At 67.7% G+C, this 15,659-nt stretch carries 18 protein-coding genes; 13 read left to right on the top strand and 5 right to left on the bottom strand.

The annotated features are described in order from the left end of the window. Positions 1 to 105: 105 nt before the first annotated feature. The 9 genes from EV675_RS19035 (at position 106) to EV675_RS18995 (ending at position 7,238) form a co-directional block, all read left to right on the top strand. On the top strand, positions 106 to 609 hold the full coding sequence (locus tag EV675_RS19035; protein ID WP_130358766.1) for an Rrf2 family transcriptional regulator: 504 nt from the start codon (positions 106 to 108) through the stop codon (positions 607 to 609). Between the two features lie 32 nt (positions 610 to 641). Then, positions 642 to 1,853 carry an IscS subfamily cysteine desulfurase gene (locus tag EV675_RS19030; protein ID WP_130358764.1) on the top strand — a complete coding sequence of 404 codons (1,212 nt, stop codon included), beginning with the start codon at positions 642 to 644 and terminating at the stop codon, positions 1,851 to 1,853. Positions 1,854 to 1,868: 15 nt separating this feature from the next. Further along, entirely contained in the window at positions 1,869 to 2,255 is a 387-nt protein-coding gene (iscU, locus tag EV675_RS19025; protein ID WP_087841075.1) for a Fe-S cluster assembly scaffold IscU, read from the top strand. A gap of 9 nt (positions 2,256 to 2,264) precedes the next feature. After that, positions 2,265 to 2,588 carry an iron-sulfur cluster assembly protein IscA gene (iscA, locus tag EV675_RS19020; RefSeq protein WP_130358762.1) on the top strand — a complete coding sequence of 108 codons (324 nt, stop codon included), beginning with the start codon at positions 2,265 to 2,267 and terminating at the stop codon, positions 2,586 to 2,588. Next, positions 2,588 to 3,121, top strand: coding sequence for a Fe-S protein assembly co-chaperone HscB (gene hscB, locus EV675_RS19015; protein WP_130358760.1), 534 nt, complete (start codon positions 2,588 to 2,590; stop codon positions 3,119 to 3,121). Before iscA ends, hscB begins: the two co-directional genes overlap by 1 nt. 15 nt (positions 3,122 to 3,136) lie before the next feature. Continuing rightward, complete coding sequence (hscA, locus tag EV675_RS19010) at positions 3,137 to 4,999, top strand: Fe-S protein assembly chaperone HscA (RefSeq protein ID WP_130358758.1); 1,863 nt, start codon at positions 3,137 to 3,139, stop codon at positions 4,997 to 4,999. Positions 5,000 to 5,044: 45 nt separating this feature from the next. Beyond that, a complete protein-coding gene (gene fdx / locus EV675_RS19005) occupies positions 5,045 to 5,386 on the top strand; it encodes an ISC system 2Fe-2S type ferredoxin (RefSeq protein WP_130358756.1) in 342 nt (113 codons plus the stop codon). A 30-nt stretch (positions 5,387 to 5,416) separates the two neighbouring features. After that, positions 5,417 to 5,608 (top strand): Fe-S cluster assembly protein IscX, encoded by a 192-nt coding sequence (iscX, locus tag EV675_RS19000; protein ID WP_130358754.1) that lies wholly within the window; start codon positions 5,417 to 5,419, stop codon positions 5,606 to 5,608. Positions 5,609 to 5,684: 76 nt separating this feature from the next. Then, complete coding sequence (locus tag EV675_RS18995) at positions 5,685 to 7,238, top strand: TonB-dependent siderophore receptor (protein ID WP_130358752.1); 1,554 nt, start codon at positions 5,685 to 5,687, stop codon at positions 7,236 to 7,238. On the opposite strand, the gene EV675_RS18990 is transcribed toward EV675_RS18995, so the two are convergent. Together EV675_RS18990 and EV675_RS18985 are read right to left on the bottom strand one after the other, a co-directional pair. Beyond that, a complete protein-coding gene (locus EV675_RS18990; RefSeq protein WP_130358750.1) occupies positions 7,220 to 7,684 on the bottom strand; it encodes a MarR family winged helix-turn-helix transcriptional regulator in 465 nt (154 codons plus the stop codon). The genes EV675_RS18995 and EV675_RS18990 overlap by 19 nt on opposite strands. Beyond that, positions 7,684 to 8,547 carry an amidohydrolase family protein gene (locus EV675_RS18985; RefSeq protein ID WP_130358749.1) on the bottom strand — a complete coding sequence of 288 codons (864 nt, stop codon included), beginning with the start codon at positions 8,545 to 8,547 and terminating at the stop codon, positions 7,684 to 7,686. The genes EV675_RS18990 and EV675_RS18985 overlap by 1 nt, the downstream gene beginning before the upstream one ends. Positions 8,548 to 8,699: 152 nt before the next feature. On the opposite strand from EV675_RS18985, the gene EV675_RS18980 reads away from it, so the two are divergent. Continuing rightward, complete coding sequence (locus EV675_RS18980; RefSeq protein ID WP_087841084.1) at positions 8,700 to 8,903, top strand: hypothetical protein; 204 nt, start codon at positions 8,700 to 8,702, stop codon at positions 8,901 to 8,903. Positions 8,904 to 8,916: 13 nt separating this feature from the next. Here EV675_RS18980 and EV675_RS18975 read toward each other — a convergent pair whose 3' ends face one another. Next, positions 8,917 to 9,822 carry a LysR family transcriptional regulator gene (locus EV675_RS18975; RefSeq protein WP_130358748.1) on the bottom strand — a complete coding sequence of 302 codons (906 nt, stop codon included), beginning with the start codon at positions 9,820 to 9,822 and terminating at the stop codon, positions 8,917 to 8,919. A 120-nt stretch (positions 9,823 to 9,942) separates the two neighbouring features. On the opposite strand from EV675_RS18975, the gene EV675_RS18970 reads away from it, so the two are divergent. The 3 genes from EV675_RS18970 to EV675_RS18960 are packed head-to-tail and all read left to right on the top strand — an operon-like array spanning position 9,943 to position 13,062. Continuing rightward, entirely contained in the window at positions 9,943 to 11,103 is a 1,161-nt protein-coding gene (locus EV675_RS18970) for a mandelate racemase/muconate lactonizing enzyme family protein (protein ID WP_130358747.1), read from the top strand. Positions 11,104 to 11,138: 35 nt separating this feature from the next. Next, positions 11,139 to 12,101 carry a tripartite tricarboxylate transporter substrate binding protein gene (locus EV675_RS18965; protein ID WP_130358746.1) on the top strand — a complete coding sequence of 321 codons (963 nt, stop codon included), beginning with the start codon at positions 11,139 to 11,141 and terminating at the stop codon, positions 12,099 to 12,101. A gap of 4 nt (positions 12,102 to 12,105) precedes the next feature. Then, complete coding sequence (locus tag EV675_RS18960) at positions 12,106 to 13,062, top strand: NAD(P)-dependent oxidoreductase (protein ID WP_130358745.1); 957 nt, start codon at positions 12,106 to 12,108, stop codon at positions 13,060 to 13,062. Between the two features lie 15 nt (positions 13,063 to 13,077). Here EV675_RS18960 and EV675_RS18955 read toward each other — a convergent pair whose 3' ends face one another. Both EV675_RS18955 and EV675_RS18950 read right to left on the bottom strand, forming a co-directional pair. Further along, positions 13,078 to 14,073 (bottom strand): HpcH/HpaI aldolase/citrate lyase family protein, encoded by a 996-nt coding sequence (locus tag EV675_RS18955; RefSeq protein WP_130358744.1) that lies wholly within the window; start codon positions 14,071 to 14,073, stop codon positions 13,078 to 13,080. A gap of 475 nt (positions 14,074 to 14,548) precedes the next feature. Further along, a complete protein-coding gene (locus EV675_RS18950) occupies positions 14,549 to 15,535 on the bottom strand; it encodes a malate dehydrogenase (RefSeq protein WP_130358743.1) in 987 nt (328 codons plus the stop codon). Between the last annotated feature and the right edge of the window lie 124 nt (positions 15,536 to 15,659).

The following is a 15,659-nucleotide window of genomic DNA, read 5'->3' as shown; positions in this document are numbered from 1 at the left end:
CTCCGTAATTTCCCGAACTAATCCCTAGAAAAACATTCGGGAATTGGCTATACTTGAGCAAATCGTTAAGGATTTGCTCCCGCCGGTACACCTCAGGGGTTTCGAATGCGACTCACCACGAAAGGACGCTTCGCCGTCACTGCCATGATCGATCTGGCGCTGCGCCAGCACAGCGGCCCGGTCACGCTGTCCGCCATCAGCCAGCGCCAGAACATTTCGCTGTCCTATCTGGAGCAGTTGTTCGGCAAGCTGCGCCGGCACGAACTGGTCGACAGCATGCGCGGTCCGGGCGGCGGTTATTCGCTGGCCAAGCTGGCGCGGCACGTCACGGTGGCCGACATCATCTTCGCGGTCGACGAACCGCTGGACGCCACCGATTGCGGCGGCAAGCAGGACTGCTCGCGCGGCAACGACGGCAAGGCCGGCAAGTGCATGACGCACGAACTGTGGTCCACGCTCAATCGCAAGATGGTCGAGTACCTGGATTCCGTCTCCCTGCAGGATCTGGTCGACCAGCAGCGCATGCGCGAGTTGCAGGAAGCCAACGCCGCCAAGTCGGTGCTGGTGGACCGCCGCTCGGGCGCTCCCGAATCCACCGCGACGGCCTGAGCGCCGGCGCAGCAACACAAGGGTTGGATGTCATGATCAAAACGCCGGTTTATCTCGATTACTCGGCGACCACGCCGGTGGACCCGCGCGTGGTCGACGCCATGGTGCCCTGGTTGTACGAGAAATTCGGCAACCCGGCCTCGCGCAGCCACGCCTACGGCTGGGATGCCGAACGGGCCGTCGAAATCGCCCGCGAACAGGTGGCCGCCCTGGTGAACGCCGATCCGCGCGAAATCGTGTGGACTTCGGGCGCCACCGAATCCGACAACCTCGCGATCAAGGGCGCGGCGCATTTCTACGCCGAACGCGGCAAGCACATCATCACGGTCAAGACCGAACACAAGGCGGTGCTGGACACCTGCCGCGAACTCGAGCGGGAAGGCTTCGAGGTCACCTACCTGGACGTGCAGGAAAACGGCCTGCTGGACCTGGAGGCCTTCAAGGCGGCGATCCGCCCCGACACCATCCTGGCCTCGGTCATGTACGTCAACAACGAGATCGGCGTCATCCAGGACATCGAGAAGCTGGGCGAGATCTGCCGCGAGAAGCGCGTGATCTTCCACGTCGACGCGGCCCAGGCCACCGGCAAGGTCGTCATCGACCTGGCCACGCTCAAGGTCGACCTGATGTCCTTCTGCGCGCACAAGATGTGCGGTCCCAAGGGCATAGGCGCCCTGTACGTGCGGCGCAAGCCGCGCGTGCGGATCGAGGCGCAGATGCACGGCGGCGGCCACGAGCGCGGCATGCGCTCGGGTACGCTGGCCACGCACCAGATCGTCGGCATGGGCGAGGCCTTCCGCCTGGCCAGGGAAGAGATGGCGACCGAGAACGAGCGCGTGCGCATGCTGCGCGACCGTCTGTGGGCGGGTCTTTCGACCATGGACGAGGTCTACCTGAACGGCGACATGGAGCAGCGCATCCCGCACAACCTGAACGTCAGCTTCAACTACGTCGAGGGCGAGTCCCTGATCATGGCGGTCAAGGAACTGGCGGTGTCCAGCGGCTCGGCCTGCACCTCGGCCAGCCTGGAGCCCTCATACGTGCTGCGCGCCCTGGGCCGCAGCGACGAGCTGGCGCACAGCTCCATCCGCTTCACCCTCGGCCGTTTCACGACGGAAGAGGAAATCGACTTCACCGTCCAGCTGATCCGCGGCAAGGTCGACAAGCTGCGCGAAATGTCCCCGCTGTGGGAAATGGTCAAGGACGGCATCGACATCAACACGGTGCAGTGGGCTGCACACTGAACCAGGAGAAAAAACATGGCCTATAGCGAAAAAGTCATTGATCACTACGAGAACCCCCGCAACGTCGGCTCCTTCGAGAAGGGCGACGACTCCGTGGGAACGGGCATGGTGGGCGCGCCCGCCTGTGGCGACGTGATGAAGCTGCAGATCAAGGTCAACGAGCAGGGTGTCATCGAGGACGCGCGCTTCAAGACCTACGGCTGCGGTTCGGCCATCGCCTCCAGCTCGCTGGTGACCGAATGGGTCAAGGGCAAGACCCTGGACCAGGCGCTCGATATCCGCAACACGCAGATCGCCCAGGAACTGGCGCTGCCTCCGGTCAAGATCCACTGCTCGATCCTGGCCGAGGACGCCATCAAGGCGGCCGTGAACGACTATCGTGCCAAGCACGGAAACAGCTAAGAGGAAACCATGTCGGTAACGTTGACCGAACGCGCCGCGCGCCACGTCAGCCGCTACCTCCAGAAACGGGGGAAGGGCATAGGCCTGAGGCTGGGCGTGCGCACCACCGGGTGCTCGGGCCTGGCCTACAAGCTCGAGTACGTGGATGAAGCCCAGGCCGAGGACCAGGTGTTCGAAAGCCAGGGCGTGAAGGTGTATGTCGATCCCAAGAGCCTGCCGTACCTGGCCGGCACGGAACTCGACTATGCGCGCGAGGGGCTCAACGAGGGCTTCAAGTTCAACAACCCGAACGAAAAGGCGTCCTGCGGCTGCGGTGAGTCTTTCACCGTCTGATGCAACACGATCCCGATCACTTCGAGCTGCTGGGCCTCGCGCCCGGTTTCGCCATCGACCGCGATGCGCTGGACCGGGCCTGGCGCGAGGTCCAGGCGCGGGTCCATCCGGACCGCCACGCGGCGGGTTCGGCCCAGGAGCGGCGCGTGGCCATGCAGTGGGCCTCGCGCGCGAACGAGGCCTACCGGGTGCTGCGCGCGCCGCTGTCCCGGGCGCGCTACCTGTGCGAGCGGGCGGGCGTCGACCTGCAGGTCGAGACCAACACGGCCATGACCCCGGCCTTCCTGATGCAGCAGATGGAATGGCGGGAAGCGCTGGACGATGCCCGGTCGGGCCGCGACGCGGCCGCGCTGGAGGCGCTGGCGGGCGAACTGGCCGCCGCGCGCCGCCGCATGACGGCCGAGGTGGGCCAACTGCTGGACGAGAAGCACGACTATGCCGCTGCCGCCGCGCGCGTGCGGGAGTGGATGTTCATTGAAAAATTCTCCGAAGAGATCGACCTGGCCGTCGATGCTCTGGCGGAACAAGACTGAGAACGACAGGAACGCATGGCGCTTTTGCAGATAGCCGAACCCGGCATGTCCGAAGCCCCCCACCAGCGTCGTCTGGCGGTGGGCATCGATCTGGGCACGACCAATTCGCTGGTGGCGTCGGTACGCAGCGGCGCGGCCGAGGTCCTGCGCGACGAAGAGGGCCATGCGCTGCTGCCCTCGGCGGTGCGCTACCTGCCGGGCGGCGACGTCCGGATCGGGCGCAAGGCGCTGGCGGCCCAGGCGCAGGATCCCCACAACACGCTGGTGTCGGTCAAGCGCTTCATGGGCCGCGGGCTGGCCGACGCCGAGCGGCTGCACGTTCCGTATGAGTTCGTCGATGCCCCGGGCATGGTGCGCATCCGCACCGTGCAGGGCGACAAGAGCCCGGTCGAGGTCTCGGCGCAGATCCTGGCCACGCTGCGCCAGCAGGCCGAGGACGCCCTGGGCGACGATCTGGTGGGCGCGGTGATCACCGTGCCGGCGTATTTCGACGACGCCCAGCGGCAGGCGACCAAGGACGCGGCCCGGCTGGCCGGGCTGAACGTGCTGCGGCTGCTGAACGAGCCGACGGCGGCGGCGATCGCCTACGGCCTGGACAACGCGGCCGAAGGCATCTACGCGGTCTATGACCTGGGCGGCGGCACGTTCGACATCTCCATCCTGCGCCTGTCCAAGGGCGTGTTCGAAGTCATTGCCACGGGCGGCGACACCGCGCTGGGCGGCGACGATTTCGACGCGGCCATCGTGGCGTGGGCCGTGAACGACCGCAAGCTCTCGGAACTGCGGCCGGAAGACCAGCGTGCCTTGCTGGTGGCGGCGCGCCAGGCGCGCGAGGCCCTGACCGACGCGCCGCAGGCCGAACTGGCCGCCACGCTGTCGGGCGGACGCACGCTGGCGCTCGCGCTGACGCGCGACCATTTCGAGACCCTGGCGCGTCCGCTGGTGGCCCGTACGCTGTCCAGCGCCCGCCGGGCGCTGCGCGACGCCAGCCTGGCGGCGGACGAGGTCAAGGGCGTGGTCATGGTGGGCGGCGCGACGCGCATGCCCATCGTCCGGCGCATGGTGGCCGACCTGTTCGGCACCGAACCGCTGATCAACCTCGACCCGGACCAGGTCGTGGCGCTGGGCGCGGCCATGCAGGCCAATCTGCTGGCGGGCAACCGCACGGCCGACGACGAGTGGCTGCTGCTGGACGTGATCCCGCTGTCCCTGGGCCTGGAGACCATGGGCGGGCTGGTCGAACGCGTGATCGGGCGCAACAGCACCATTCCGGTGGCGCGCGCCCAGGAGTTCACGACCTTCAAGGACGGCCAGACGGCCATGGCCATCCACGTGGTCCAGGGCGAACGCGAACTGGTGTCCGACTGCCGCTCGCTGGCCCGTTTCGAGCTGCGGGGCATTCCCCCCATGGTGGCCGGCGCCGCCCGCATCCGCGTGACCTTCCAGGTCGATGCCGACGGGCTGCTGAGCGTGACGGCGCGCGAGCAAAGCTCGGGCGTGGAGGCCTCGATCTCGGTCAAGCCCTCGTACGGGCTGTCGGACGACGAAGTGGCGGCCATGCTGGCGGACGGCATGAACAGCGCCGACGTGGACATGAAGCTGCGCGCCCTGCGCGAACAGCAGGTCGAGGCCCGGCGCCTGGTCGAGTCGGTCGAGGCGGCGCTGCAGGCCGACGCCGACCTGCTGGACCCGGACGAGCTGGCCGCGATCCGGGCCCAGCTGGCGCGCACCGCCGACGCGGCGGCCAGCGACGACAGCGAGACGGTGCGGACCCAGGTCGAAGCGCTGGCGCAGGCCACCGAGGACTTCGCCGCGCGCCGGATGGACCGCAGCATACGCCAGGCGCTGTCGGGGCGCCGCGTCGACGAAATCGTGTAAGGAAGCGCCCGGCGCTTCCGTTCGCATCATCATCAGGTTGCCATCATGCCCAAACTCACCGTGCTTCCGCACGCCGAACTCTGCCCGGAAGGCGCGGTCATCGAAGACGCGCCCTCGGGCGTGTCCATCTGCCGGGTGCTGCTCGACAATCACATCGAGATCGAGCACGCCTGCGAACTGTCGTGTGCCTGCACCACCTGCCACGTGGTCGTGCGCGAGGGTTTTTCCTCGCTCGAGTCGGCCACCGACAACGAGGAAGATCTGCTGGACAAGGCCTGGGGCCTGACGTCCACGTCGCGCCTGTCCTGCCAGGCCGTGATCGAGGATACCGACCTGACGATCGAGATCCCCAAGTACACCATCAACCACGCCGCCGAGAATCACTGACCCACGCAGGCGCCGGCGAGGAGAACCTCGATGAAGTGGACCGACATCTACGAAATCGCCACGGCGCTGGCCGACGCGCATCCCGGCGTGGATCCGGAGCAGGTGCGTTTCACCGACCTGCACAACTGGGTGCTGGAACTTCCGGGCTTCGACGACGATCCGAAACGTTCCGGGGAGAAAATTCTCGAAGCCATACAGATGGCGTGGATAGCCGAGGCCTAGGCCCGGCCGGTGGTGCCGGCGTGCGCCGCGGGAGCCGGCCGCGATCCGGGCCATGGCGATACGGACGAGCATGCGAGTGACGTTTCTGCATTTCCTGACGCGGGCCGTGCCCATCCTGGGGCCGGCGGCGGCGCTGCTGGCGCTGGGTGCGTGCGCGCCCGCGGTTTCCCTGCAAGAACCCGCCACCGCCTCGGTGGTGCCAGCGGGCCCGGCCATGCCGCCGGAGCCGGCCGCGCCCGAGCCCGAGCTGCCCTATACGCCGGTGCCCATCGTCTATGCCGTCACGGACGAGGGCACGGTCAGGGTGCCGACCGCGCCTGCCTGGAATCCCGGGGCGGACATGTCGGTGGACACCCGTACCGGCACCCAGGCCTACGACCAGGCAAACCGGAAACAGTCCAGCTACGAGTTCGAGCAGAAGCTGGACGACACCTGGGTGGTCAGGCAGAACGTCCGCTACGGCCGGCCCGATAACCAGCCGGCCGTGGATTGGATCAACGGTTCGCCGGCGCCGCAGGATGCGCTGGGGCCGGGGCTGGGCACCTTCAACGTCGGCTCGCAGGCGCAGGCCCGGTTCACGACGCTGGGATTCCAGCATACGTTCAAGTTCGGCTTCGACTACGTCAAGTCGCGCGACATCTATGAAAGCCGGCTCGCGCCGTCGCCGTCGCTGGACATCTTCGACGCGGCCTACGGCACGGCCATCGGCCAGCCGCGCATCGCCGCGCGTTCGTTCGCGGAGGAAAGCAAGCTGGGATTCTTCGTGCAGGATCAGGTGCAGTACCGGCGCTGGGTCCTGTCCATGGTCGGGCGGCGCGACCAGAATACCCACCGCACCATCGACCTGAACGCCGCCGGGAACGACGGCACCGGCCTGCGCGAGGACGACGTCTACAGCGGCCGCCTGGGGCTGCGCTACCAGTTCGACATCGGCCTGGCGCCGTACGTGAACTATTCGCAAAGCTACGCGCCCCAGGCCGGCACCGCGGCGTCGGCCAGCAGCCAGCAGTACGAGACCGGCGTGCGCTACCAGCCGCCCGCGCTCGGCCAGTTGATGACCATCACGGCGTTCAACCAGATCCAGAACAATGCCCAGACCTCCGAGGCGCAGGAAGGCTGCGCCGTGGCCGGGTGCAGCGCCTGGGCCGAACTGCGCATACGCGGCGCCACGGTCGAGAGCCGGATGCAGCCGCTGCAGGGCCTGAACCTCGTGGCCACCTACGCGGTCACCAACTCGACCGTGACCGGCGCGAGCGAGGACGCCTACGCGGCCATGCTCGGCAACCGCTATGCGGACGTGTCCGAGCAGCGCGTTTCCGTGGGGGCCAGGTACGCCGTCACGCGAGGCAGTTTCGCCGGCCTGAGCCTGGACGGCAGGGTGGGGCGCGCGGGCGCGGTCTATAGCAACGTGGCCCAGCCGGGCCTGGCCGTTGCCTATACCCTGGTGGACGCGGGCATCAACTACGACTTCGCCCACCTGAGCCCCGACCTGAAGGGCCTGAAGCTGCGCGCCAGCGCGAACAACATGTTCGATACCAGCTACGCGTCGTACTGCTACACCGATTCGTGCACCGCCGGCGGCCGCCGCTCGGTGTCGGCCATCCTGAACTATCAGGTGCCCTGGCCCTGAGGCGCGGCCTGCGCCTCGTTCACTTTCTTCAACAGCCGCAGCAGTTCCCGCCGTTCGGCGGGCGTCAGCATGGCCGTGGCCTCCTGGTCCAGGTCCAGCGCGGTCGCGGCCGCCTTGCGGTAGAGGCGGGTGCCCGCCGGGGTCAGCAGCAGGATCTGCATGCGCTGGTCCGAGGGCTGGCGCTCGCGGCGGATCAGGCCGCGCTCGAGCAGCCGCGTAAGCACCGCCGCCATGTTGGGCGGCGAGACGTTGATGGCGTCGGCCAGTCGCTTCTGGCTGATGCCCGGGTTGGCGTCCAGCAGCGACAGCACGGCGAATTCCGCCTGGCGCAGGTCGTGGCCGGCCATGCGCTGGGCGAACAGCGGGCGGATGCCGGACGACGCCAGGCGCGCGCTGTGGCCGACCAGGCCCAGCAGGAAGGTCTGGTCCAGGGAATCCTGTTCCATCAGGCGAAGCCCAGCAGCCTGGCCGCGTTGTCTTTCAGGATCAGCGGATGGACTTCGGGGCGAAAGCCCGCGGCCTCGAAATCCTGCATCCAGCGCTCGGGGGTGATCAGCGGGAAGTCGGAACCGAACAGCATCTTGTGCTTGAGCTGGGTATTGGCGTAGTGCACCAGTTCCTTGGGGAAATATTTCGGCGACCAGCCCGACAGGTCGATGTAGACGTTGGGCTTGTGCAGGCAGACCGACAGCGCCTCGTCCTGCCAGGGCCAGGAAGGATGCGCGATGATGATCTTCATGCCGGGGAAGTCCGCCGCGACGTCGTCCAGGTGGATGGGGTTGGAATACTTCAACCTGAGCCCGCCGCCCCCGGGCATGCCGGTGCCTATGCCCGAATGGCCGCTGTGGAAGATGGCGGGCAGGCCGGCTTCGGCAATGGCCTCGTACAGGGGGTAGGCCAGCTTGTCGTTCGGGTAGAAGCCCTGGACCGTGGGGTGGAACTTGAAGCCGGCGACCTGGTAGTCCTCGATCAGGCGGCGCGCCTCGCGCACGCCCATCTTGCCCTTGTGCGGGTCGATGCTGGCGAAGGCCAGCATCATGTCGCGGTTTTCCAGCGCCGCCTCGGCGATCTCTTCGTTGGGAATGCGCCGCCGGCCCAGGTTGGCCTCGGCGTCGACGGTGAACATGACCAGGCCGATGCGTTTTTCGCGATAGCGGGCGATGGTCTCGGGTATGGTCGGCCGATGGGTGAACTTGAAGTATTTCTCGGCCGCCTCGTCGAATTCCCTGCCGAAGGCGTCGGGCGCGCAGCGGCAGGAGACTTCGGCATGGACGTGGATGTCGATGGCGATGAGGTCGTCGATGTTCATGATTAGTTATAAAACATAATAGATATTTTTCATAACTATACGGAGACGGCGGGCAGGCGTCAGGAGGGGAAACCCTGGGGCGGGACCGCGAAGGGGACTTGCGCTATCCTTGCCGGAATGCCATGTGGCGTGATTTTCGATGGAACCGGCCTATGGCTACCGACAAAGACAACGATCCCGACCTGCAAGCCCTCATCCAGTGGTGCACCGAAGTCGAGGGCTTCCTGGTGGCAGCGGGCGCCAGCCGTGAAGAGGCCCAGGACTACATCGAGCAGGAAGCCGAGTGGTTCACCGACCAGTTCTACGACGGCCTGACGCCCGAGGAAGCCGCCAAGGCCAGCCTGAACGACCAGTAGGCCCGGGGGATGGTCACGACCGTCCGCGCCGTGGCCGCGCCGGCCGGATCAGGGTAATCAACTGATCCGTGACGGGTTGCAGCGCCTGCCTGGGCCAGACCACGTGGATGGGGCGCTCGGGCAGGGCGTGCACGATTTTCAATATCCGCAGGCTGCCGTTGCCGGCATGGCGCTGCGCGACCTGGCGGGGCATGACGGCCAGCATGGGTGTGCCGGGCAGCACGCTGGCGATGGCGTCGTAGGTCCGCGCCGCCACCCGGCAGGCGGGCGGCGGCACGTCGTGGCGCTGCCAATAGCGGTCGAACTCCAACCGCGAGGGCGTGCCGGGCGCGGGTGCGGCGAACGGATGCCGCGCCAGGGCCTCGGGCGCCAGCGGCCCGTCGGGGATCTCCGGGCCGGGCACGCCGCACACGAACACGTTGCGGTCTAGGTAGAGCTGGCGCGAGAGCAGATTCGCCGGCATTTCGCCGAACAGCGACAGGATCGCCAGATCCAGTTCCCCCCGCGCCAGCGCGGCCAGCAAGGTCAGGCTGTCGTCTTCCCGCAGATCGATCTCGATCTCGTCGGCCAGCGCGCCGGCGGGGCGATGCAGCAGGCCGGGCACGACCAGGTCCAGCGCGCGGGGAATGCAGCCCACGCGCAGGTGCCAGCGGCCGTCCCGCGCCATGTCCTGCAGGCGCCGCACGTCGGCCGCGACGCGGCGCGCCACCTGCTCGGCCAGGGCGCCGGCCGCCGTGGCGCGGCTGCCTTGCGACGATCGCTCGAACAGGCGCACGCCCATGCGTTCCTCGGCCTCGCGCAGCAGCCGCGACAGCGCCGGCTGGGAGGTTTCCAGGGCGACGGCGGCCTGGTGCAGCGATCCGGTCTCGGCGGTGGCCAGCACGGCGCGCAGGTGGCGCAGTTCCAGGGATTTGCTCATGATGGGCTGAGGTCGAATGGGATACGAATCTGATATCGGTATATCTCATATACATATCATTTTCAAATAGCCCAGGCTTGCGTACGCTGGCGACATTCCAACCCATGCAAGGGGTATGTCGTGAAAGTGCGAAACGCGGAGTGCCTGGCCGTTCATCCCGGCTGGCGCAAGAACCTGATCTTCATCCGGCTGGAGCTGGAGGACGGCACGGTCGGCTGGGGCGAAAGCTACAGCCAGTACGACCGCGACGAGGCCGTGGCGGCGCAGGCCCGCGAACTGCTGCGCTACCTGGTGGGGCGCGACGTTTTCAACATCCGGTATTTCTGCCAGGTGGCGTTCGACGACTACGCGCAGCGCCGATCGTCCCTGGAATTCTGGAGCGCGCTGTCGGGCATCGAAATGGCGATGTGGGATGCCGTGGGCAAGCTGCTCGGCCAGCCCGTGCACCGTCTGCTGGGCGGCCGCTGCCGCGAGCGCGTGCGCGTCTACGCGAACGGCTGGGGGTACAAGCTCAAGACGCCGGACGATCACGCGCGCGCGGCCGAGAAAGTGGTGGCCGAAGGCCATACCGCGCTGAAGTTCGATCCGCTGCCACGGCCCTGGCGCACCTACATCCCGCGCGAGCACATACTGCACGCCGTGGCGGTGGTGCGCGCGGTGCGGGACGCGGTCGGGCCGGATACCGAATTGCTGCTCGACCTGCACCGCCGGCTCGCGCCGGTGCATGCCATCGAACTGGCGAAGCAATTGGAGGAATTGAATCCGTACTGGATCGAGGAACCCTGCCAGAAGGAGAACATGGACGCCATCCAGGAGGTACGCCAGGCCACGACCATCCCGGTGGTGACGGGCGAGGCGCTGTACGGGCGCGCGGATTTCCGCAGCGTGTTCCGCAGCCGGGCCGCCGACATCATCAACCCGGACGTGTCCAACTGCGGCGGCATCCTGGAACTGCTGTTCATCGCGGCGCAGGCCGAGACCGAGATGATCGCGGTGTCCCCGCACAACTACAACTCGACGCTGCTGTCGCTGTCGGCCACCGTGCACGCGTCGGCCTGCATGCCCAATTTCACGATCACCGAATACTTCGTGCCTTTCGAGTCGTTTTCGCAGCGTATCTCGCGCCAGGCGCTCAAGCCCGTGGATGGATATATCCAGGTGCCGGAACTGCCGGGCCTGGGGCTGGACATCGACGAGGCCGCGCTGCGGTCCATGCCTTCGCAGCCTTATCCGACGCGCAGCCTGCGGCACAGCGAGGACGATCTCGAAGCCACGTTCTGACGGCCGGGCCCACGACGAAAACCAAGGAGACAACCATGAAATACTCAGTCCGATGGTGGGGCGCATGCGCCCTGGCGGGATCGCTGCTGGCGGCGCTGTCGCCGGCACGGGCCGCCGAATGGCCCGAGCGCCCATTGCACTTCATCACGACGTCCGCCGCGGGCTCGCCGCTCGACACCATGATGCGTTCGCTGGGCAAGGAGCTGGGCGATGTCCTGGGACAGACGGTGGTGGTGGAGAACCGCCCGGGCGGCACCGGCGCGGTGGGGATGAACATGGCCTTGAACGCGCCGGCCGACGGCTACACGGTCGTGTCGGCCACCGGGTCCACCTCGTTCCTGATGGCCGAGAAGGACAGCCGTTTCCAGCCGTCCGATTTCATCTTCCTGCGGGCTTTGCAGACCGAGCCGTCCAGCGTGGCGGTGCGCAAGGACAGCCCGTACCGCAGCCTGAAGGATCTGGTCGAGGCACTGAAGCGCCAGCCCGACAAGGTCAACGTCGGCGGCTATGCCACCGCCGGCTTCCACCAGTACGTGATGTACCGCCTGGAGCAGAAGGCGGGCTTCAAGTCGACCTGGATTCCCTACCAGGGCGGCAACCAGGCGCTGCTAGCGCTGATGGGCGGTCACCTGCACGCCGCGGTGATCACGCCCAGCACGGCCATGGCCCAGATCCGCAACGGCGACGTGCGCCTGCTGGGCATCAGCAGCGAGTCGCGCAGCGAATTCTTTCCCGACGTGCCGACCTTTCGCGAGCAGGGGTACGATGTGGTGGAGACGCTGTGGCGCGGCGTGATGGTGGCCAAGGGCACGCCGCCCGCGGTCACGGCACGGCTGGTGCGAGGCATGGAGGACGTCGAGAAGCGGCCCGCGTGGAAGACCTTCATGCGCGAGAACATGCAGGACAGCATGCCGCTGTCGCAGCCTGACCTGCAGCGTTTCGTCGCCAGCGAGGTCGCCGACCGGCGGCAGTTCCTGATGTCGCTGCAGAAGAAATAAGGCAATGAATATTCTTTGTTCGGAACGCGGCGCGAGGGAACTGGCCGACGCCGGCATCCTGGCGCGCTGGCCGGGCCAGGTCAATCTGATCGGCATCGGGCAGGCCGACCAGGCGGACGTGGTCTTCCTGACGCGCGACGTCGTCTGGCCTTCGACCGACGACTGGCTGGCGCCGGCTACCGCGGCGTTCTACGACGCGATGCTGGCCGCCCCCAGGCTGCGCTGGGTCCACACCTATGCCTCGGGCGCCGACCGGCGCATCTATCACGACCTGCGCGCGCGCGGCGTCAAGGTCACCAACTCCGCCGGCGCCAACGCCGGCGCGGTGGCCCAGACGGCGCTGGCGGGGTTCCTGTATTTCGCCCGCCGGCTGCACACGGCGCGCCGCCAGCAGTTGGAGAAGCGCTGGCAGCCGATGGCGCACGACGAGGTTCGCGCGCTGCGCAGCACCGAGGCCATGGTGGTGGGGTGGGGCGAGATCGGCAGCCGCATCGGGCAATACCTGGCCACGCTGGGCATGCCGCTGCGGGTGCTGCGCCAGAGCGCGGAACCGGTGGCGGGCGTGGGCGCCACCGGCGGCTACGAGCGTTTCAACGACTGGGTGGGGCAGGTGGACTGGGTGTTCTTCGCCTGCCCGCTGTCGCCGGCCACGAGAGGGCTGTTCAACATGCGCACGCTGGATGCGCTACGGGCCGAGCGGCCGCTGGGCGTGGTCAACGTGGCGCGCGGGCCCCTGATCGACACGCAGGCGTTGCTGGCGGCCCATGAGCGCGGGCTGGTGCGCCATGCCCACCTGGACGTCTTCACCACCGAGCCGCTGCCGCCGGATCATCCATTGTGGGACTGCGACGATTTCCTCGTGACGCCCCACATGGCGGGGACCTCGGACGGCAATCGCGAAGAGGTGGTGGAGCGTTTCCTGGGGCTGTTCGCCCGCTACCTGGAAGCGGGCGGGAACTGAGGCCGGCGGCCCGGTTCAGGAAAAGAACTGGCGCCGCGCTTCGGCCGACACGTCCACGCCGGCGGCATGGGCGCGCCGCAGCACGTCCCAGTAGTAGCGGTAGCTGGCGCGGTCGTGCAGCCGGCCGGCCTGCGGGTCGCCGTCGCGGATGGGGCCCCAGTCGGCGCGCGCGGCGGCCAGCAGGATGCGCTCGGCATCGGCAACGTCGGCCGCGCTGGGCGACAGGGCCTCGACGATGGGGTCGATCTGCGAGGGGTGGATGCTCCACATGCGCGTGTAGCCGAACTCGCGTCCGGCGCGCTGGGCGGCGCGCGAGATGACGTCGGGCGCGTTCAGTTCGGTGACGACGTTGTGCGAGGGCACCTTGCCGTAGGCGTGGCAGGCGGCCGCGATCTCGAGCTTGGCGCGGGCGATGAGCGGATGGTCGAACTGGCCTTCGGCGGTCAGCGCGTGCGCGGGGATGGCGCCGTGGTGCGAAGACACGAAGTCCATCAGTCCGAAGGACAGGCATTCGATGGCGGGGTGGGCGGCGATGCGGAAGACCTCGCGCAGCGCGCCGTGGGTCTCGATCAGCACGTGGACGGGGATCTTGCGGTCCAGTCCCAGTTCCATGCCTATGCGTTCGATGGATTCGGCGGCGTTCAGGGCGTCGTTGGCGGAGTTGACCTTGGGGACGGTGATGTAGGCCAGTCTGGGGCCGGCGATGCCGATGAGGATGTCGAGGTCGCTGATGAAGGAGGGGTGGTTGACGTCATGGACGCGCACGCCGACGCGGCCGTGTCGGTTGGCGTCGCTGGCGGCCAGGCGGGCGGCCATTTCCGCATGCTCGGCTTCGCGGCCGACGGCGGCGCCGTCCTCGCAGTCCAGGGTGACATCGAACACGGGGCCGGCCTGGGCCTGGCGCTCCAGGCTTTTCTGCATCAGCTTTTCGGAGCCCGCGTAGTGATCGCAGACGGGAAGCACCGCGGGGGGCTTGGCGGACTGGTGCAGGACTTCAGAGGGGTGTTTCATGGGGCGCTGTTCTGGTCTATGTTCGGTCTGAGTTCTTGAGACGGCCGTGTCCGGGGCGGTGGGCTTGCGGGGCGCAGCGACGCCGGTCCCGCTGCGCGGGACTTCCCGGTTTTGTCAGGCTCGGCGGGGCGGGCGCAGAACTCGCGCGGGGACAGTCCCCCGGACTGTCCCTACTGCCGCGCTCGAACAGCTGCGCCCTTGCTTCCCCGCCGAGCCTGACAAAACCGGCGGCGCCGAATGCGCCCCGCAAGCCCACCGCCCCGGACACGGCCTGCGGCAGCGAGTATTGTCGCGCCGCAGGGGTGGGGGGCGAAAAAAAAGCACGCGAGACGATATCGTACTCGCGTGCTTCCTTGCCGGGCCAAAAGAACGCCGTTCCCCGCCAGCCCGGTTGTGCCCCAGGATGCGGGTGGATCCGGCTTTGCCGGTCCACCCGCATCGCCCCCTGGGGGGCGCGCGAAGCGCGTAGGGGGGGTTACAACAGATGCTTGACGCCGTCGCGCTCTTCCGTGAGCTCTTTCAGCGTCAGGTCCATGCGCTCGCGCGAGAAAGCGTCGATTTCCAGGTCCTTGACGACCGCGTATTCGCCGTTCTTCGTGATGACGGGAACGCCGTAGATGATGCCTTCGGGGATGCCGTACGAGCCGTCCGAGGGAACGCCCATCGTGACCCACTTGCCGTTGCTGCCCAGGATCCAGTCGCGGACGTGGTCGATGGCGGCGTTGGCGGCGGAGGCGGCCGACGAGAGGCCGCGGGCGTCGATGATGGCGGCGCCGCGCTTGCCCACGGTCGGGATGAAGGTGTTGCGGTTCCACTCGTCGTCATTGACCACCGACAGGGCGGGCTTGCCGGCCAGGGTGGCGAAGCGGAAGTCGGGGTACATCGTGGGCGAGTGGTTGCCCCAGACGATCAGCTTCTCGATGTCGCCGACGGCGCAGCCGGCCTTGGCGGCCAGTTGCGACAGAGCGCGGTTGTGGTCCAGGCGCAGCATGGCGGTGAAGTTGCGGGCGGGCAGGTCCGGGGCCGACTTCATCGCGATGTAGGCGTTGGTGTTGGCGGGGTTGCCCACGACCAGCACCTTGACGTTGCGGCTGGCGACGGCGTTCAGGGCCTTGCCCTGGGCCGTGAAGATCTGGGCATTGACCGTCAGCAGGTCCTTGCGCTCCATGCCGGGGCCGCGGGGGCGGGCGCCGACCAGCAAGGCCACGTCGGCATCCTTGAAGGCGGTCATGGGGTCGCTGTGGGCGGTGACTTCCTTGAGCAGCGGGAAGGCGCAGTCCTCGAGCTCCATGATGACGCCCTTGAGCGCCTTCTGCGCCTTTTCATCGGGGATTTCCAGCAGCTGCAGGATGACCGGCTGGTCCTTGCCGAGCATTTCGCCGGAAGCGATGCGGAACAACAGGGCGTAGCCGATCTGGCCGGCGGCGCCGGTGACGGCGACGCGCATTGCGGGCTTGGTCATATGAGTCTCCGAAGAGGATGGGGGTGAGTAGGAATGACGCGACGCGCAGTGTAACTCCGCCGGGGAAGGGCACGGCGCGATGCACGATGGGGAATGGGGGATGCGGAATCGACGGCCACGGCCA

The organism is Pigmentiphaga kullae, assembly GCF_004216695.1.
Lineage (GTDB): Bacteria > Pseudomonadota > Gammaproteobacteria > Burkholderiales > Burkholderiaceae_B > Pigmentiphaga > Pigmentiphaga kullae.
The sequence above is the reverse complement of the archived record's forward strand: the minus strand, read 5'-3'. Positions and strand labels throughout refer to the sequence as shown.